The sequence below is a fragment of the Bradyrhizobium sp. INPA03-11B genome (genome assembly GCF_040446015.1).
GTDB lineage: Bacteria > Pseudomonadota > Alphaproteobacteria > Rhizobiales > Xanthobacteraceae > Bradyrhizobium > Bradyrhizobium macuxiense_A.
This window is the reverse complement of the sequence record NZ_JASGSR010000062.1, coordinates 14,515-29,688: the sequence shown is the minus strand read 5'-3', so window position 1 is coordinate 29,688 and position 15,174 is coordinate 14,515. Positions and strand designations below refer to the sequence as shown.

At 62.8% G+C, this 15,174-nt stretch carries 17 protein-coding genes; 3 read left to right on the top strand and 14 right to left on the bottom strand.

Features of this window, described 5'->3' with window-relative positions:
- Window positions 1–627: 627 nt before the first annotated feature.
- The 7 genes from QMZ05_RS24380 to QMZ05_RS24350 form a co-directional block, all read right to left on the bottom strand.
- Window positions 628–882 (bottom strand): hypothetical protein, encoded by a 255-nt coding sequence (locus QMZ05_RS24380; RefSeq protein ID WP_353703046.1) that lies wholly within the window; start codon window positions 880–882, stop codon window positions 628–630.
- 60 nt (window positions 883–942) lie between these two features.
- Window positions 943–1,962, bottom strand: coding sequence for an NAD-dependent epimerase (locus QMZ05_RS24375; RefSeq protein ID WP_353703065.1), 1,020 nt, complete (start codon window positions 1,960–1,962; stop codon window positions 943–945).
- 103 nt (window positions 1,963–2,065) lie between these two features.
- Entirely contained in the window at window positions 2,066–2,482 is a 417-nt protein-coding gene (locus QMZ05_RS24370) for a hypothetical protein (protein ID WP_353703045.1), read from the bottom strand.
- 55 nt (window positions 2,483–2,537) lie between these two features.
- The gene (locus QMZ05_RS24365) at window positions 2,538–2,858 is read right to left on the bottom strand and encodes a hypothetical protein (RefSeq protein ID WP_353703044.1); all 321 of its coding nucleotides are present in this window, start codon (window positions 2,856–2,858) and stop codon (window positions 2,538–2,540) included.
- Between the two features lie 161 nt (window positions 2,859–3,019).
- Window positions 3,020–3,217 carry a hypothetical protein gene (locus QMZ05_RS24360; protein WP_353703043.1) on the bottom strand — a complete coding sequence of 66 codons (198 nt, stop codon included), beginning with the start codon at window positions 3,215–3,217 and terminating at the stop codon, window positions 3,020–3,022.
- Between the two features lie 162 nt (window positions 3,218–3,379).
- Complete coding sequence (locus tag QMZ05_RS24355) at window positions 3,380–3,538, bottom strand: hypothetical protein (RefSeq protein ID WP_167351886.1); 159 nt, start codon at window positions 3,536–3,538, stop codon at window positions 3,380–3,382.
- Between the two features lie 402 nt (window positions 3,539–3,940).
- Entirely contained in the window at window positions 3,941–4,093 is a 153-nt protein-coding gene (locus QMZ05_RS24350; protein ID WP_167351887.1) for a hypothetical protein, read from the bottom strand.
- Between the two features lie 253 nt (window positions 4,094–4,346).
- Between QMZ05_RS24350 and QMZ05_RS24345 the strand changes: the two genes are divergently transcribed.
- On the top strand, window positions 4,347–5,324 hold the full coding sequence (locus QMZ05_RS24345; RefSeq protein ID WP_194455389.1) for a Ku protein: 978 nt from the start codon (window positions 4,347–4,349) through the stop codon (window positions 5,322–5,324).
- A 422-nt stretch (window positions 5,325–5,746) separates the two neighbouring features.
- Here the strand turns inward: QMZ05_RS24345 and QMZ05_RS24340 are convergent, their stop codons facing one another.
- The 3 genes from QMZ05_RS24340 to QMZ05_RS24330 all read right to left on the bottom strand — a co-directional run bounded on the left by QMZ05_RS24340 (window position 5,747) and on the right by QMZ05_RS24330 (window position 7,158).
- A complete protein-coding gene (locus QMZ05_RS24340; RefSeq protein WP_353703042.1) occupies window positions 5,747–5,869 on the bottom strand; it encodes a hypothetical protein in 123 nt (40 codons plus the stop codon).
- 255 nt (window positions 5,870–6,124) lie between these two features.
- Window positions 6,125–6,490 (bottom strand): hypothetical protein, encoded by a 366-nt coding sequence (locus QMZ05_RS24335; protein WP_353703041.1) that lies wholly within the window; start codon window positions 6,488–6,490, stop codon window positions 6,125–6,127.
- 503 nt (window positions 6,491–6,993) lie between these two features.
- Entirely contained in the window at window positions 6,994–7,158 is a 165-nt protein-coding gene (locus QMZ05_RS24330) for a Flp family type IVb pilin (protein WP_050424338.1), read from the bottom strand.
- 323 nt (window positions 7,159–7,481) lie between these two features.
- Here QMZ05_RS24330 and QMZ05_RS24325 point away from each other — a divergent pair, with 323 nt between their 5' ends.
- Window positions 7,482–9,116, top strand: a complete 1,635-nt coding sequence (locus QMZ05_RS24325) for a thiamine pyrophosphate-requiring protein (protein ID WP_353703040.1) — start codon at window positions 7,482–7,484, stop codon at window positions 9,114–9,116.
- A gap of 82 nt (window positions 9,117–9,198) precedes the next feature.
- Window positions 9,199–10,413 (top strand): FAD-dependent oxidoreductase, encoded by a 1,215-nt coding sequence (locus QMZ05_RS24320; RefSeq protein ID WP_353703039.1) that lies wholly within the window; start codon window positions 9,199–9,201, stop codon window positions 10,411–10,413.
- Window positions 10,414–10,531: 118 nt separating this feature from the next.
- On the opposite strand, the gene QMZ05_RS24315 is transcribed toward QMZ05_RS24320, so the two are convergent.
- From QMZ05_RS24315 to QMZ05_RS24300, 4 genes are read right to left on the bottom strand one after another with little or no spacing between them, the layout of a single operon-like run.
- Window positions 10,532–11,773 carry an ABC transporter substrate-binding protein gene (locus QMZ05_RS24315; protein WP_353703038.1) on the bottom strand — a complete coding sequence of 414 codons (1,242 nt, stop codon included), beginning with the start codon at window positions 11,771–11,773 and terminating at the stop codon, window positions 10,532–10,534.
- 41 nt (window positions 11,774–11,814) lie between these two features.
- Entirely contained in the window at window positions 11,815–13,296 is a 1,482-nt protein-coding gene (locus tag QMZ05_RS24310; RefSeq protein ID WP_353703037.1) for an ATP-binding cassette domain-containing protein, read from the bottom strand.
- Window positions 13,296–14,222: a branched-chain amino acid ABC transporter permease gene (locus QMZ05_RS24305; RefSeq protein WP_353703036.1), complete on the bottom strand. Its 927-nt coding sequence runs from the start codon at window positions 14,220–14,222 to the stop codon at window positions 13,296–13,298. Before QMZ05_RS24305 ends, QMZ05_RS24310 begins: the two co-directional genes overlap by 1 nt.
- Before the next feature lies 1 nt (window position 14,223).
- Window positions 14,224–15,099: a branched-chain amino acid ABC transporter permease gene (locus QMZ05_RS24300; RefSeq protein WP_050424320.1), complete on the bottom strand. Its 876-nt coding sequence runs from the start codon at window positions 15,097–15,099 to the stop codon at window positions 14,224–14,226.
- Between the last annotated feature and the right edge of the window lie 75 nt (window positions 15,100–15,174).

The following is a 15,174-nucleotide window of genomic DNA, read 5'->3' as shown; positions in this document are numbered from 1 at the left end:
CGATGCGACACGCGGCCAAACAGCGCAGCTGACGCCGACCGCGGGGCGCGACCAAGAGCATGAAATCATTTGACGATCATTGATCGCAGCAGTCGCGAGTGAAACCGGCGGAACACCTGCGGGCTATCATAATGTCGCCGCGTCAAAGGCCGGCGGCTTCAAGCGATGTTCCGCGCTCGAACCAGATATTCCACCAACGACGACATGCACACACTAAATCTGCTGCGCTCGACTAATCGGATTCGCGCAGCGCATAACAGGTTGGACCGAGCGGCATAGATGCAGCGACTGACGCCGCCATCTGCGCCGATCGCAAAATGTTTCGAACCGTTACTAACATCGAGGCGCCGCGGACATCGGCGCTCTGATCGGCCCTGACGACGAGATGGAAAGATTCAACGCTTCACGCTCGATCGTGCAAGAAATTCGCTTCGACCTCGGCCAAACACGACAATGCTATTCCAATTCAAAGTGGATGACGCCGACGCGTTTCGGCTTCAGTAGAAGGAGCAAACCGCTTCGCGCTTCGTCTCAAATGCGCTCGGCACGATCATCGCAGCGAACGGCCGTTCGTGCCATCAATCGCCATAAGCATCGCTAATTGGCGATGCGCGTCGTGATCCCGCGCTATTTCGATTTGGGAGGCGTGTCGTCGTCCATTTTGCCGCCATTGGCGACGCACTTGTTGAAATAGTCGCGCTGATCCTTCGCGCCGCCCCTCGCGCTGCCGGAAGCGGGATTGCCGGCTTGTCGCGGCGGAAATGCCCGCGCGACCAGAGCATCGCAGGCGCGCGCGACCTGGACGTCGATCGCGTGCGCGGGAGCGATTGCGCCTGACATGATCACGGCTGAAGCAACGGCAAAACCGTTGATAACTCTCATTGCCACACTCCGTTCCACGCCGCGCAAGTTTTTCTCGAGCCTGGATCTACGAGGAGCGCATTATTTCCGATCGACGTGGTGATAAGCCTGATACCAGTCGACAAATCTGGCAATGCCGTCCTCGATCCGCGTCTGCGGCCGGAATCCGATGTCGCGCTCCAGATCGGATACATCGGCCGATGTCTCAAGGACATCCCCAGGTTGCATCGGCAGCAACTGCTTTTCGGCCTGGCGGCCGAAGCCCTGCTCGAGCAACGCCACCACGTGCATCAGTTCTTCGGGCCTGCTGTTACCGATATTGTAGACGCGCCACGGCGCCTTACTCGACCCCGGATCGGGATGCGCTCCTGACCAGTTGACGTCGCCCTCGGGCGCGCGGCCGATCAGCCGCACCATCTCGACCACGTCATCGACATAGGTGAAGTCGCGCCGCATGTTGCCGTTGTTGAACAGCTGGATCGGCTTCCCCTTGGTGATCGCGTCCGCGAACGCATAAAGCGCCATGTCGGGCCGATACCAGGTCCCGTATACGGTGAAGAACCTCAGTCCTGTCGTCGGGATGCGATAGAGGGGGCTATAGGAATGGGCGAACAGTTCGTTGGCCTTTTTCGTCGCGGCATACAGGCTGACCGGATGATCGACATTGTCGTGGATCGAGAACGGCAGCTTGGTATTGGCGCCGTAGACCGACGATGAGGACGCAAACATCAGATGCTTGCACGCAGTGTGCCGGCAACCCTCGAGGATGTTGAGGAAGCCCTCCAGGTTGGAATCCACATAGGCATGCGGGTTCTGCAGCGAGTAGCGCACGCCGGCCTGGGCCGCGAGATGCACCACGACCTCGAAGCGATAGCGCTCGAACAGCGCCTTCATCCCGGCGCGGTCGGCCAGATCGAGCTCGAGGAAGGTGAAACCCCGGTGCTGCTTGAGCAGATCGAGCCGCGCGCGCTTGAGCGCCGGGTCGTAATACTGGTTCAGGTTGTCGATGCCGATGACTGGCTGCCCCGCCCGCAGCAAATGCTCCGCCAGATGAAAGCCGATGAAGCCGGCGCAGCCCGTGACGAGTAGATTGCCTGCGATCACCACGTTCCGCCTGTGCCTTTCGCCTTGCGCCGGACCAGGCCGCACACGCCGTCAGGCGCGGGCCGCAGCTTCTGCCTTCGCGTTCCGGCCGCGGGGCGCGTCAGATGCTGGCGGCCGCAGGTTTGTAGTCCGGAAAGCGGCTCAGTACCGCGGCCTTCATGAACTTGAAGTGCGCAATCTCGGTCGCCAGTTCCTTCAGCCGACGCTGGCCATTGGAGATCTCGGCGTCAAACAGGTCTTGATGATAATTGTCAAGCGCCTCGCGTTCCAGATATTCGTCGGTGCCGTTGCCCAGTGTTACCGCGGCGCGGGCCAGAACATCGTCGACGCGGCGGCCAAGGCCGGATTGCTCGCTTTCGGCCGCCTGCAACGCGGCCTCGATCGCGGCCATGATCGATCCGATCCGGGCGCGATCGGTCTCGGCATCGCGCTCGGCCGAGCGTGCCTTGAAACCTTCCTCGCCACGCCGCGACCGGACCAGGTCATGCGCGCGAGCCCGCAAAAACAGCTGAAACATCTGTCAGTATCCGGTTCGGGCCATTCAGGCAGTATCGCTCGAAAATCGCCCGGTCTTAGTTAAAAAAGGGTGAATCGCGCTCTTGCCCGGCCCTCAGGTCGGCCTTCCACTTGATCCAGGCCTTGTCGTGCTTGTGATAGAGCTCGAGCCACCGTCCCTCGACGGCCGACGGCATCGGCGCGGCGCCCGAGGCTTCCCGGCCTTGGGCTTCCCGGTCTCGGGCATCCCGGTCCCGGCCTTCTTCATCCAGCACCGGCAGGGAGGTGTCCAATCCCTCGAACTCCGACGTCTCTTCAAGCGTGAGACCGACCAGCACCCGCCGGCCACTGACGTCGACGACATACCGCCTCGGCGAATGTCCTCTGAGATCACTCATGCTGTGCAAGTTCCCTCGCGATCCGCGCAGGCCGACGGCGAGACAAGGCCGGCACGCGAACCCAACCCGGCTGCCGCAACGAAGACACGATGACCGATTGCATATCGCCCGCCAACCCCAACTCACCACACCGTCGCGCTACCTCTGTGGAGTTAGCCCCGCTAGAACGCGCGGCGCAGGTGGCCGAACGCGGAGACCGGCTGTTCCCGCCTCGACGATCGAGCGGCCGGCGGCGCCACATAGGGCGCATAGATCCGATATTGCGCGCGGCGCTTGTGCGACCGCCACGAGCGGGCGGCGAAGCCGGAGAGGAAGCCGGCGACGAACGCCGCGGCGAGAATGAGTACCGGAGAAAGCATAACAATCGTCCACGTTAGCCCCGATGTTATTAACATTCGAAGTTGTGACGACATCATGATTGGGCGCGCCGAAAGAATGTTCAGCCGCTGGAATTTTTGTGCAATCGAACGGCGCAACTATGGTCAGGCGCCAACACCGGTTGTCCTCGAGAGATCAACGTCTCAGGAGAACCACCACAGCATGAATTTCAGGAACATCGAGCTGAGGAGATAGATCCATCCCGCCATCGCCAGCACCGTCAGCCCGACGAAGACGCCTGAAACGCTTTTCTCCTTGAAGCGAGCCAACAACGAGTTTTTTTCTTCTTGCGGATAGAACATCTCAAGCTCAAGACGCATCTGATTCAAATCAGCTAGCAGCCAATTTCGATGATCTCGTGACGCGTCACCGCAGCGTGCATCACAGATCTCCTCAGTGCAAAATCTCGTGAAGGCGCGGGCCCTTCGCTAAAAAAATCCTTGCTCAATTTTCTGCGCGAGATGGTCTCCGGCGATTGCAGCAGCCCGCGCGCCGGAATTTGCGCTCGCATGTTGCGATGTGCGTTGCGGACGCGCGTGGCGCGTCAAGACGGTCGCGCAGCCTGACAGGTGCCACGCATCCACATGCTCAAGCGGCCGACGCGGAAGCGAACGTGATCGGCCGCACGCATCCGCGCACACGCATGGCACCCTTCTCCAACTGCAATGAAGACCTTGCACGCGGGAGGCGATCGTCAGCAGCACCTACACCCGGAAGAAGGCAAACCAGATGATGCCGAGGATCAGCACGGCGAGCCCGGTCGAGGCCGTCAGCAGCGCGAGAACCGAAGGCCCCGGCTCGGCCTGGCGCGCCTCGGTCGGGGTTTCGATGATCTGACCGTGTCGTTCCCTGGGCATCGCGACCTCTTTGCTTAAGCGCCTGTAATATCGGCGATTGCCGCTCCCCTCCGAAGGGCCAACGCGGGATCCGGAGTGATGTTCCGAACCGCTTGGCGGCGGTCCGGCAGCCGTTGCGGCCACCGCGTCAAACCGGCGCAGGCTGAAGCCACGGTTAACGCCGTTGCAAGATTCACGGGGCCGTGTTGTTTCAAACTGGGGTTCCCGGTGTTATCCTTGACCGTTCCGTCGGTTGCGTAATCGGAGTTTCCCTATGGCCCCTCGCGCCAACTGGAAGGGCTTTTTGCGCCTTTCGCTCGTGACTTGCCCGGTTGCCCTGTACCCGGCGACGTCGGATACCGAGAAGGTCTCCTTCAACCAGATCAACCGCAAGACCGGCCATCGCATCAAATACGCCAAGGTCGACGCGGAGACCGGCGAGGAAGTCTCAACCGACGACATCATGAAGGGCTACAAGGTCGACACCGACACCTATATCGAGGTCACCAAGGAAGAGCTCGACGACATCGCGCTGGATTCGACCCGCACCATCGAGATCGACGAATTCGTGCCGCGCAGCGAGATCGACAGCCGCTATCTGATCCGCCCCTATTATCTCGTGCCCGACGGCAAGGTCGGCCACGACGCCTTCGCGGTGATCCGCGAGACCATCCGCAGCATGGACAAGGTCGCGATCGGCCGCGTCGTGCTGACCAACCGCGAACACATCATCGCGCTCGAGCCGCTCGACAACGGGCTGATGGGCACGCTGTTGCGCTACCCCTACGAGGTGCGCAGCGAGAAGGAATATTTCGACGACATCCAGGATGTGAAGATCACCAAGGACATGCTCGATCTCGCCAAGCACATCGTCGAGCAGAAGTCCGCCGAGTTCGATCCGGAGGAGTTCGAGGACCGCTACGAGCAGGCGCTGATCGACCTGATCAACCAGAAGCGCAACGGCATCAAGATCGCCAAGCCCGCAGCGAAGGCCAGCGGCAACGTCATCAACCTGATGGACGCGCTGAAGAAGAGCCTCGCCAACGAGAAGCAGGCCGCTCCCGCCAAGGCTGAAGCAAAGGCAGCGAAGGGCAAGAAGCCGAAGAAGCGTATCGAAGGCCAGCGCGAGATGCTGCTGCCGATCTCGGGCAGCGGCAAGCGCGAGCCCAAGGAAGCCGTCAAGCCCGAGCCGAAGAAGGCCGAGAAGGCAACGCGCGCGCAAGGCACCGCGGCGCGCAAGAAGGCGGGTTGAGGGCGTAACGCCGCGATCGTCGGGTGATCCCGAGCCGATATGCCCTGGTCGACGCCGTTTGACGAACCTATCGTCAGGCGTCGCAGCGGCACGCTGGTGACACGACAGCAAGCCACCGGCTTCATCATGAGCTATCGGAGAACACCCCAGCGGAGGCGCGCTGGCAGATCGCGGTTGAGCATCTTATCAAGGTTGGAGAAACCGGCGGGGTTGGCTGATGTTCGCGCTCATCGCGATGCTTCGCGCACTGAATGGAGACGGTGGACATCGCTAGAACCTACCGTGTATTTTTCAACGACGTGCTCACCGCCTGGAAGGTGCCCCGCTCAGATTGGTTGCGGCCTCGGGTTCGCATGCGAGCAGATCGACGAAATCCAGAAATCGATCGCACGCACCCGCACCAACGCCGTCACGCCGTCGTCCTAGCCGCACAGATTTGCTCGCACGCTCGACCAGCGCCAATCCTGCGCCCTCGCCACCAGACGCGCCCGCACCGGATTCAGCGACACGTAGCGCAGCGCCGCTGCGAGATGTCGTTCGTGCATGGCGACGGCCCCGAACCGGCCCTGCCAGAAGTGACCCGATGCGCTCGCGTCTCCCTTAGATGTTTCTGGCATAGGTTCGATGCGCGCGCGCCTGCGCCCGGCGCTATCGGAGGGCGCCAGGATGAGGTGAACGTGGTTCGGCATCAGGCACTAGGCCCACACGTCGACTCCGGCAGCAGCGCAATTGGCGGCGAGCAGATCCGCGGAAGCTGGACTGCGTCGTCATCCGCGATATTCGCGATGCTCTTAGAATGGCTATCGAAATTGCTCTAACCCCAGCTTTCGAATGGTCTCGATTTCCCATTCCTCAAGCTGGCGATGGGCTTCCTGCGGCCTCTCGACGAGATCTGCCTTCAAGATCCTAGCTTGTGTTGCAATAGTTTGTTGCCAAGCAATGTTCGGATCAGCCTGAGCCAAAAGCTCGTCAATAGCGGCGATTGCTCGGCCATCCTGCCCCGCTCGTGCCAAGGCGAACGCAACGGCCTTCGGCGTGTGGAGGTTTCCAGGAAATGCCGCTGCTGTATTCGCAAACGCAAGCAGACTATCGACTTCTTTTAGAAAAGGTATCGCTTGCTCCTTCAAGGCGGCGCCCAACTCCACTACTACATTTGGCATGGACATCGTCCATCGATCTCCTCCCCCCTATGGCGAACACGACTTCCGAAGTTGAAAGATAGGTGTTCCGTCGGCACACATAGGAGCATAACAAACACGCTCACCGAGAAAGCCGACTTATCGAATGTCGAGCGTTCAAAGTAAACGGCACGCAAAATTTCTTCTATTGGCGACAAAAGAAGGAGGTTCCCGGAGACCGAAAAACCTGGAAGCTCCGCGACAAGGGCTTTTTCTAAGGCTGACAAGCTGTTTACCGTCATGGACGCACCTCAACGACGGGAACATTACTTCCGCCTGGCAGATGAGATTGAATTTGCTGAATTCTGGAAGGGCAAGCGTGGCACTACCTGTTTTCAGGTCATAAACCGCAGAAAAGCTACTACCCGGAATTTGGCACTCACCCATAACGCTCGGCAGGAAGCCCTGCCGGGTGCCGTGCGATAAGGTTGAGGCGGAATTCATAATCTCGCCGGAACGCGATCCGGAAGAATCCGGCGTGTCGGCGGCGCCTACTTGAATGCCGCACCGACGGCGCTGAATTGGCCGCTCACGCTGGTGCCGATGCCTTTGACGCCGGCGACGATGACGATGCTGATGCCGCCGGCAATGATGGCGTATTCGATCGCCGTAGCGCCGACATCGTCACGCAGAAATCTTGCAAGCAACGCGCGCATGAAAAGCTCCTGTCCGACGCCCGCGGCTTTTTCTCCCGCGCCGTAGTAATATTCCAGAAAAACTAGGCCACATTGGTTGACGGCCCATTGAAGGACAGGATGAACGATCGCTTAAGGGTTGCAGAGAAACTCGGTACCAGTTTTGCCTGTATCCTGACCTCGCCCCGCGAGGCAGCCGGCCACGATTGGGCGTAAACGCATATCTGGACTACCTGATCCGGCCCGCAGCTCGGCTTTACCGGCCAGCGGAATCCTGTTCCTTTATCGGACAGGACGACAACGAGGCCGGAGCGAACCGGCCGCATCCAAAGGGAGTGACCGTCATGAAGCTCGGCACCGCGATCGCGGAAATCATGAAGCGCGAGGGGATCGAGATCCTCACGGGCTACCCGGTCAACCATTTGATCGAATACGCTGCCGCCGCCGATATCCGCCCCGTGATGGTGCGCCAGGAGCGCATCGGCGTGCACATGGCGGACGCGATCTCCCGCGTCACCTCGGGCGAAAAGATCGGCGCATTCTGCATGCAGCACGGCCCGGGCGCCGAGAACGCGATGGGCGGCGTCGCGCAATGCTATGGCGAATCCGTGCCCGTGCTGGTGCTGCCGATGGGCTATGCGCGGCGGCTCGCCAACATCGATCCGAACTTCAATTCCAGCCAGGCGATGAAGGCGTTTTCCAAATCCTCGGAGCCGATCAATCTCGCCCCGGAGGTCTGTAACATTTTCCGCCGCGCGTTTACCAAGCTGAAGAACGGCCGCGGCGGGCCTGTGATCGTCGAGATCCCTGCCGACATGTGGAACGAGGAGGTGCCGGAGCCGCTGAACTACACGCCGGTGCTGCGCACCCGCTACGGCGCCGATCCCGTTCACATCAAGGAAGCCGCCGCCCTGCTCGTCAACGCCAAGCGCCCGGTGATCTATGCCGGCCAGGGCGTGCATTACGCGAAAGCCTGGCCACAGCTGAAACGCCTCGCCGAGCGGCTCGCGATCCCCGTCACGTCAAGCCTCGGCGGCAAGTCGTCATTCCCGGAGACGCATCCGCTGTCGCTCGGCTCCGGCGGCCTTGCGGTACCGCGCGCGGTGCCGAAATTCCTCACTGAGGCCGACGTGATCTTCGGCATCGGCTGCTCCTTCACCGAAACCTCGTTCGGCATCGCGATGCCGAAGGGGAAGACCATCATCCATTCGACGCTTGATCCGAACCACATCAACAAGGATGTCGAGGCCAAGGTCGGGCTGGTCGGCGACGCCGGCCTCGTGCTCGACGCGCTGCTGGAGGAGATCGGCAAGACCGTCACGTCCGACCGCAACGCGAGCGCGGTTGCCGAAGAGATCGCCGCGTCCCACAAGGAGTGGCTCGCCAAGTGGATGCCGAAGCTGACGCACAACGACGCGCCGCTCAATCCCTACCGCGTGCTGTGGGACCTGCAGCACACCGTCGACATTCACAACACCATCATCACCCACGACGCCGGCAGCCCGCGCGACCAGCTCTCGCCGTTCTGGAAGTCGGTCGAGCCGCTGTCCTATATCGGCTGGGGCAAGACCACGCAGCTCGGCTATGGTCTCGGCCTCGCGATGGGCGCTAAACTTGCAAAGCCCGACAAGCTCTGCATCAACGTCTGGGGCGACGCCGCGATCGGCTTCACGGGGATGGATTTCGAGACCGCGGTGCGCGAGCGGATTCCGATCATGTCGATCCTCCTGAACAATTTCTCGATGGCGATCGAATTGAAGGTGATGCCGATCTCGACCGAGAAATATCGCTCGACCGACATCTCCGGCGATTACGCCGCGATGGCCCGCGCCTTCGGCGGCTATGGCGAGCGGGTGACCAAGCCCGAGGACATCATCCCCGCGATCAAGCGCGGCATCCAGAAGACCAAGGAAGGCATGCCGGTACTGCTGGAGTTCATCACCAGCAAGGAGACCGAGGTGTCGCGGCCGGGGACGTGACGGCGCCTCACACGCCCTCACCCACTTGATTTGACCTCGCCTGCGCGGGCAAGCTTCCTCCGACGCAATGTCGGAGGGAGTGATGGCGCGCATCCTGGTACTGGGCGCCGGCTTTGCCGGACTGTGGGCCGCGCTCGGTGCAGCCCGCAAGCGCGACGAGATCGGCGCGCGGGCGGCTGACACGGAGATTCTCGTCGTCGATCGCAACGCCTATCACAACATCCGGGTGCGCAATTACGAGGTCGATCTCGGCGATGTCGCGCTGCCGCTCAAGGACCTGCTCGATCCGGTCGGCGTCAGGCACAGGGCGGCTGACGTCACGGCGATCGATCCGGCCAAGCGCGAGGTCGTGGTCAAGACGGGCCCTCGCGCGGAGACGTTGACTTACGACCGGCTGGTGCTGACGACCGGCAGCGAGCTGGTTCGCCCCGCCATTCCAGGCCTGACCGCGCATGGCTTCGACGTCGACACGTACCAGGCGGCGATGCGGCTCGACGCGCATCTGGCGGCACTCGGCAAAGAGCCGCCGTCGCCGGCACGTTCGACGGTTGCGGTCGTCGGCGCAGGGTTCACCGGGATCGAGGTCGCAGCCGAGATGCCGGCCAAGCTCGCAGGCGCCGGCATCACCGGCGATCATCGCGTCATCCTGATCGATCCCAATCGGGTGGTCGGCGCGACGTTTGGCGCGTATGGCCGCCCGGTCATCAACGAGGCGCTGGCCGCACTCGGCATCGAGACACGGCTGAACGTCAGGGTCAGCGCCGTCGGCGCCGACAGCATCACGTTAAGCTCGGGCGAAATCATTCCGGCCGCGACCGTGGTGTGGTGCGGCGGGATGCGCGCCAGCCCGCTCGCCGCAACGCTTCCGGCCGAGCGCGACAAGCTCGGCCGCCTCGTGGTGGATCATTGCATACGCGTCGAAGGTCTTCCCGGCGTTTTCGCCGCCGGCGACGTTGCCGCCTGCCTGATCGACGGCGAACATCCGACCGTGATGTCGTGCCAGTTCGCGCGGCCGATGGGCCGCTTTGCCGGGCACAATGTGGTCGCCGATCTATTCGGCGAGAAGTTGCTGCCGCTCAATATCGACTGGTATGTGACGGTGCTCGATCTCGGCGCCTGGGGCGCGCTCTACACCACCGGCTGGGACCGCGAGGTGCACACCACAGGCGCCGCCGCAAAGCTCACCAAGCAAACCATCAACCGGCAGCGCATCTATCCGCCGCGCAACGGCGATCGCGCCGCGCTGCTCGCGGCCGCCGCGCCGACGATCCAGGCTGCGCCGCCGACGCGGAAGTAAGGCGGTCTTCACGACCGTCATTGCGAGGAGCGAAGCGACGAAGCAATCCATCTATCCCCGTATGGAGGAATGGATTGCTTCGCTTCGCTCGCAATGACGATGCTGTTCGGACTCTGGCTTACTGCGACAGCTTCACGAAATCCGGAAACTTCAGCTTCCCTTCCGCGATCGCCTTCGGCCAGACCGTGATCTGCTTGCCGTTTTGCCACTGGAACACGAGGCCGGTGACGGCGCCCGGGCCGGACTTGATGCCGTGGGTGAACTCGTCGTTCTTGCCGTAGAACTGGATCTTGCCGATCGTGCCCTCGAAGTCGGTCTTCTCAAGCTCGGTGACCATCTTGTCAGGATCGGTCGAGCCGGCGCGCTGGATCGCCTCCGCGATGATGTAGACCTCGTCATAGGCGGTGTAGCCGGTATAGGCCGGCGGCGTGCCGAACTTGGCCTTGAAGGCGGCCGCGAACGGTTTTGTCTTCGGCGTCACCGCAACATCCGGCGTCGCCACCGCGAGCGAGGGCACGCCTTCGGCGGCGCCATTGGTATCGCCCCAGAAGGTCGGGCTCAGCGCCTGCGCGCTGATGCCGAACATCGGGATCGGCACCTGCTGGTTCTTCCACTGCACCGTCGGCTGCACGCCGACATGGGAGATGCCGGTGACGATCATGTCGGGCTTCGCGGCTTCCATCTTGTTGAAGATCGGCGTGAAGTCGGTGGTGTCGGGCGAGAAGCGGATGTGCTCGACCACCTTCAGGCCGGCCTTCGGCAGGCAGGCCTCATAGCCGACGTCAAGCGGCTTGGTCCAGGCCGCGTCCTCGCTCATGATCGCCACCGACTTGAACTTGAGCTGGTCGACCAGGAGCTCCTTGGCCGCGTCGCAGACCAACTGCGCCTGCGCGGCCGAGGTCAGGTAGCCGTGGAAGGTGTACTTGTTCTTCTCATAGTCGTTATGAACCGCCTTAGTGATCTCGTTCGAGGCGGCGCCGGGGGTGATCAGCGGCATCTTCAGCCGGGACGCCCACGGCTCCAGCGCCAGCACGACCTCGCTGATGTAGCTGGCGATCACGGCGGAAACCTTGTCCTCGCTCACCGCGCGCTGGAAGGCGCGCACCGAATCGGCCGACGAACTCTTGTTGTCGTAGGTGACGATCTCGATCTTGCGGCCCATCACGCCGCCCTTGGCGTTGATCTCGTCGGCCGCGATCTGCGCACCGCCCGGGGTTGCCGCACCCGCGATCGACTGCACCTCGGCGATGACACCGATCTTGATCGGATCCTTGGACTGCGCATAGGCCGGCGCCGCGAGGCACAGCGCGAGCGCAGTCGCCAGCAGGCTTCCGCGGATGGCGGTTGAATATCCTGACATGATCATCTCCCTTTGCTTTGTTATTTTTCAATCGTCGAACGTCAGAGAAAGTCCTTGCCGGCCTCCGCGGCGAACCGGCCCGGGTCGCCCTCCCAGACGATCCGCGCGTGCTCCAGCACGTAGACGCGGTCGGCATGTGGAAGCGCGAAGGTTACGTTCTGCTCGCCGAGCAGCACCGTGATCTTTGTGGTCTGGCGCAGCCTCTCCAGCGCCTTCGACAGGAGTTCGAGGATGACGGGCGCAAGGCCGAGCGTCGGCTCGTCCAGGATCAGGATCTGCGGCTGCATCATCAGCGCGCGCCCGATCGCCAGCATCTGCTGCTCGCCGCCGGACAGCGTCTGCGCCATCTGGCCCTGACGTTCCTTCAGGATCGGGAACAGCTCGAACAGCCAGGCGAGCTGCTTGGCCCGCGCCGCATCATCGAGATGCTGGCCGCCGAGATCGAGGTTCTCGCGCACCGTCATCTCGCCGAACAATTCGCGGGATTCCGGACACTGCACGAGGCCCGAGCGGGCGATCTTGGCAGGCCCGGTACCGCGCAACTTCTCGCCGCCGCGCAGGATCTCGCCGGTATAAGGCAGGAAGCCCGAGATGGTGTTGAACAGCGTGGTCTTGCCGGCGCCGTTCAGCCCTACGACGGAGACGAACTCGCCCTCATGGACGTGGATCGAGACGTTCTCCAGCGCCTGCGCCTTGCCGTAATGCACGCTGACATTCTCGACCTGGAGCAGCGGCACCTTGTCCTTGAACGAGGTCTCGGGCCTCGCATGGGTCTCGATCGCGCCGCCGAGATAGACCCGCCGCACGGTCTCGTTCTTCATCACGTCCTCGGCGCGGCCGGTCGTGATCTCCTCGCCGAGATACATCGCCAGCACGCGGTCGACCAGCGCCGCGACGCTCTTGACGTTGTGATCGACCAGCATCACCGCCCGCCCTTCGTCGCGGAAGCTGCGGATCAATTGCGAGAACATGCCGACCTCGGCGCTGGTGAGGCCCGCGAATGGCTCGTCGACCAGCACCACCTTCGGATCGCGCGCGATCGCCTTCGCCAGTTCCAGCCGGCGCAGATCGGCGAACGGCAATGTCGGCGGACGGCGGTCCATCACTGCCCCGAGGCCAACGCGCTCGGCGATCCATTTGGCGCGCTCGGTCAGCGCCTTGTCGGGAAACAGCATGAACAGGCTGTCGGGCAACAGCGCGACCATGATGTTTTCCAGCACGGTCTGCCGGTTCAGCGGCCGCGAGTGCTGGAACACCATGCCGAAGCCCTTGCGCGCGATCTTGTGCGCGGGCAGCCCGGCAACGTTCTCGCCTTCGAACAGCACCTCGCCCGCGGTCGGGCGCTCGATGCCCATCACGCTCTTCATCGCGGTCGACTTGCCGGAGCCGTTCGGCCCGATCAGGCCGAGGATCTCGCCCGGGCGCAGCTCGAAGTTCAGGTTCTTCACCGCGGTCAAGCCGCCGAACCGCTTGGTCAGGCCACGGACGGCGAGCGTCGGAGTTTTGGTCACAGTCTGGTCCATCAGGAGCGCGCCTCGCGTGACAGGGCCGCTCCGAGGAAACCGCCGGGAAAGAACAGGACGACGAGCAGCGCCACCGCCGAGACGATGAAGGTCGCAAGCTCGCCGGTCGGGCGCAGGAATTCGCCGGCAACGATCAGGAAGATCGCGCCGAGCGCGGCGCCCAGCACGGTACGCCGGCCGCCGAGCACGGCGGAGACGATCACGTTGACGCCGACCGCGACGTCGACCACGGTGCCGACCGAGGCGGTGCCGAAGTAGAACACCAAGAGCGCCCCCGACAATCCCGAGAAGAAGGCGCTGACGATGAACGCCGCGAGCTTGTGCTTGACGATGTTGAAGCCGAGCGCGCCGGCCTGAACCGGGTCCTGCCCGCTCGCCTGCAACACCAGGCCGACAGGCGATTGCGACAGTCCATAAAGGATCGCCGCGCTCACGGTCATGAAGCCGAGCGCGATCCAGTAATTGACGCCGGCGTTGATGCTGATGACATCGGGAATGGTGAGCCCGATCTCGCCGCCGGTGAGATCCGCGAACACCACGACGAAGTTTTGCAACATCAGCACCGCAACCAGCGTGGTGAGGCCGAAATACGGTCCCCTCACCCGCAGCGCCGGCAACGCCAGCACGAAGCCCGCGACCACAGAGGCCAGCGCGCCGAGCAGGATGCAGACATAGACCGGCCAGCCGTACTGGTTGTTGAGGATGCCGGCCGTGTAGGCGCCGGTGCCGATCAGGAAGGTCGGTCCGAAATTGACCTCGCCGGCGAAGCCGAACAAGAGGTCCCAGGCCATCGCGAACACGCCGAAATAGAACGCGACGGTGAGCAGCCCGAGGATGTAGCCCGAGACGTAGAACGGCAGCGTCGCGGCAACCACCACGCAAACCAGCGAAATGAAGAACAGGCGCGAGGAAAAGAAGTTGGCCATCTCAGCGCCTCCCGAGCAGGCCTTGAGGCCGGATATACATCACGAAGACAAGCAGCAGCAGCGCCGGGATGGTGCGGTAGGCCGGCGAGATCATGTAGGCGGTGATGGTCTCGAGATAGCCGACGACGAAGGCTGCGATCAACGAGCCCGAGACGCTGCCGAGACCGCCGAGCACCACGATCGAGAACGCGCTCGCGGTCAGCGGCCCGACGCTGTAGGAGCTGACCCCGAGGAACATGCCGAGCAGCACGCCGGCGATGCCGGCGAGGATGCCGTAGATGCCCCACACCACGATGTAGATCTGGGTGAGCTCGAGCCCGAGCAGCGTGACGCCGCGCGGGTTCATCGAAGCCGCCAGCACCGCCTTGCCGGTCCTGGTGCGGTTCACCAAGAGCCACAGCAGGCCGATCACGAGGCAGCACACCAGCGCAGTGAAGATGTTGTTGCGCGGCGTGCGGTTGCCGAAGATGTCGACGACACCCTCGACGATCGGCAGCACCGTCTTGGCGTTGTTGGTGAAGAAATAGGCGATCAGCTCCTGGATCATGATGCCCCACAGCAGGGTGCCGGTGAGGACGAAGATTTCCTTCTCCTCATTGGGGATCCGCGTCGAATTCTGGATCGGCTTCACGACCGCGAAATAGGTCGCGAACGACACGATCAACGCCACGCCGACACCGAACAGCGCGCCTGTGTAGATGTCGAGGTGCAGCACGCTGGCCGCGGCCCAGGCCGCGACCGCTGCGGCCACCATGATGGCACCGTGGGAAAGGTTGAGAACGCCGGAGACACCGAAGATCAGGGTGAAGCCGGTCGCGCCGAGCGCATAGAGCGCGCTGATGGCAAAGCCATCGATCAGGATTTGTAAGGCAAGCATCTCATATCGGCCGCGGCAGCAGGGCTGCCTGTTGTGGAGGACGCGGAACTGAATAGCGATGCTCCCGGGACCGGC

Excerpts from the sequence above, each read along its gene's own strand:
- QMZ05_RS24305 (WP_353703036.1), bottom strand. The coding sequence starts at position 14,222 with ATGGCCAACTTCTTTTCCTCGCGCCTGTTCTTCATTTCGCTGGTTTGC.
- QMZ05_RS24355 (WP_167351886.1), bottom strand. The coding sequence starts at position 3,538 with ATGTTCTATCCGCAAGAAGAAAAAAACTCGTTGTTGGCTCGCTTCAAG.
- QMZ05_RS24335 (WP_353703041.1), bottom strand. The coding sequence starts at position 6,490 with ATGTCCATGCCAAATGTAGTAGTGGAGTTGGGCGCCGCCTTGAAGGAG.
- QMZ05_RS24330 (WP_050424338.1), bottom strand. The coding sequence starts at position 7,158 with ATGCGCGCGTTGCTTGCAAGATTTCTGCGTGACGATGTCGGCGCTACG.
- QMZ05_RS24380 (WP_353703046.1), bottom strand. The coding sequence starts at position 882 with ATGAGAGTTATCAACGGTTTTGCCGTTGCTTCAGCCGTGATCATGTCA.
- QMZ05_RS24320 (WP_353703039.1), top strand. The coding sequence starts at position 9,199 with ATGGCGCGCATCCTGGTACTGGGCGCCGGCTTTGCCGGACTGTGGGCC.
- QMZ05_RS24340 (WP_353703042.1), bottom strand. The coding sequence starts at position 5,869 with ATGCACGAACGACATCTCGCAGCGGCGCTGCGCTACGTGTCGCTGAAT.
- QMZ05_RS24365 (WP_353703044.1), bottom strand. The coding sequence starts at position 2,858 with ATGAGTGATCTCAGAGGACATTCGCCGAGGCGGTATGTCGTCGACGTC.
- QMZ05_RS24370 (WP_353703045.1), bottom strand. The coding sequence starts at position 2,482 with ATGTTTCAGCTGTTTTTGCGGGCTCGCGCGCATGACCTGGTCCGGTCG.
- QMZ05_RS24310 (WP_353703037.1), bottom strand. The coding sequence starts at position 13,296 with ATGGACCAGACTGTGACCAAAACTCCGACGCTCGCCGTCCGTGGCCTG.
- QMZ05_RS24345 (WP_194455389.1), top strand. The coding sequence starts at position 4,347 with ATGGCCCCTCGCGCCAACTGGAAGGGCTTTTTGCGCCTTTCGCTCGTG.
- QMZ05_RS24360 (WP_353703043.1), bottom strand. The coding sequence starts at position 3,217 with ATGCTTTCTCCGGTACTCATTCTCGCCGCGGCGTTCGTCGCCGGCTTC.
- QMZ05_RS24315 (WP_353703038.1), bottom strand. The coding sequence starts at position 11,773 with ATGTCAGGATATTCAACCGCCATCCGCGGAAGCCTGCTGGCGACTGCG.
- QMZ05_RS24325 (WP_353703040.1), top strand. The coding sequence starts at position 7,482 with ATGAAGCTCGGCACCGCGATCGCGGAAATCATGAAGCGCGAGGGGATC.
- QMZ05_RS24300 (WP_050424320.1), bottom strand. The coding sequence starts at position 15,099 with ATGCTTGCCTTACAAATCCTGATCGATGGCTTTGCCATCAGCGCGCTC.
- QMZ05_RS24350 (WP_167351887.1), bottom strand. The coding sequence starts at position 4,093 with ATGCCCAGGGAACGACACGGTCAGATCATCGAAACCCCGACCGAGGCG.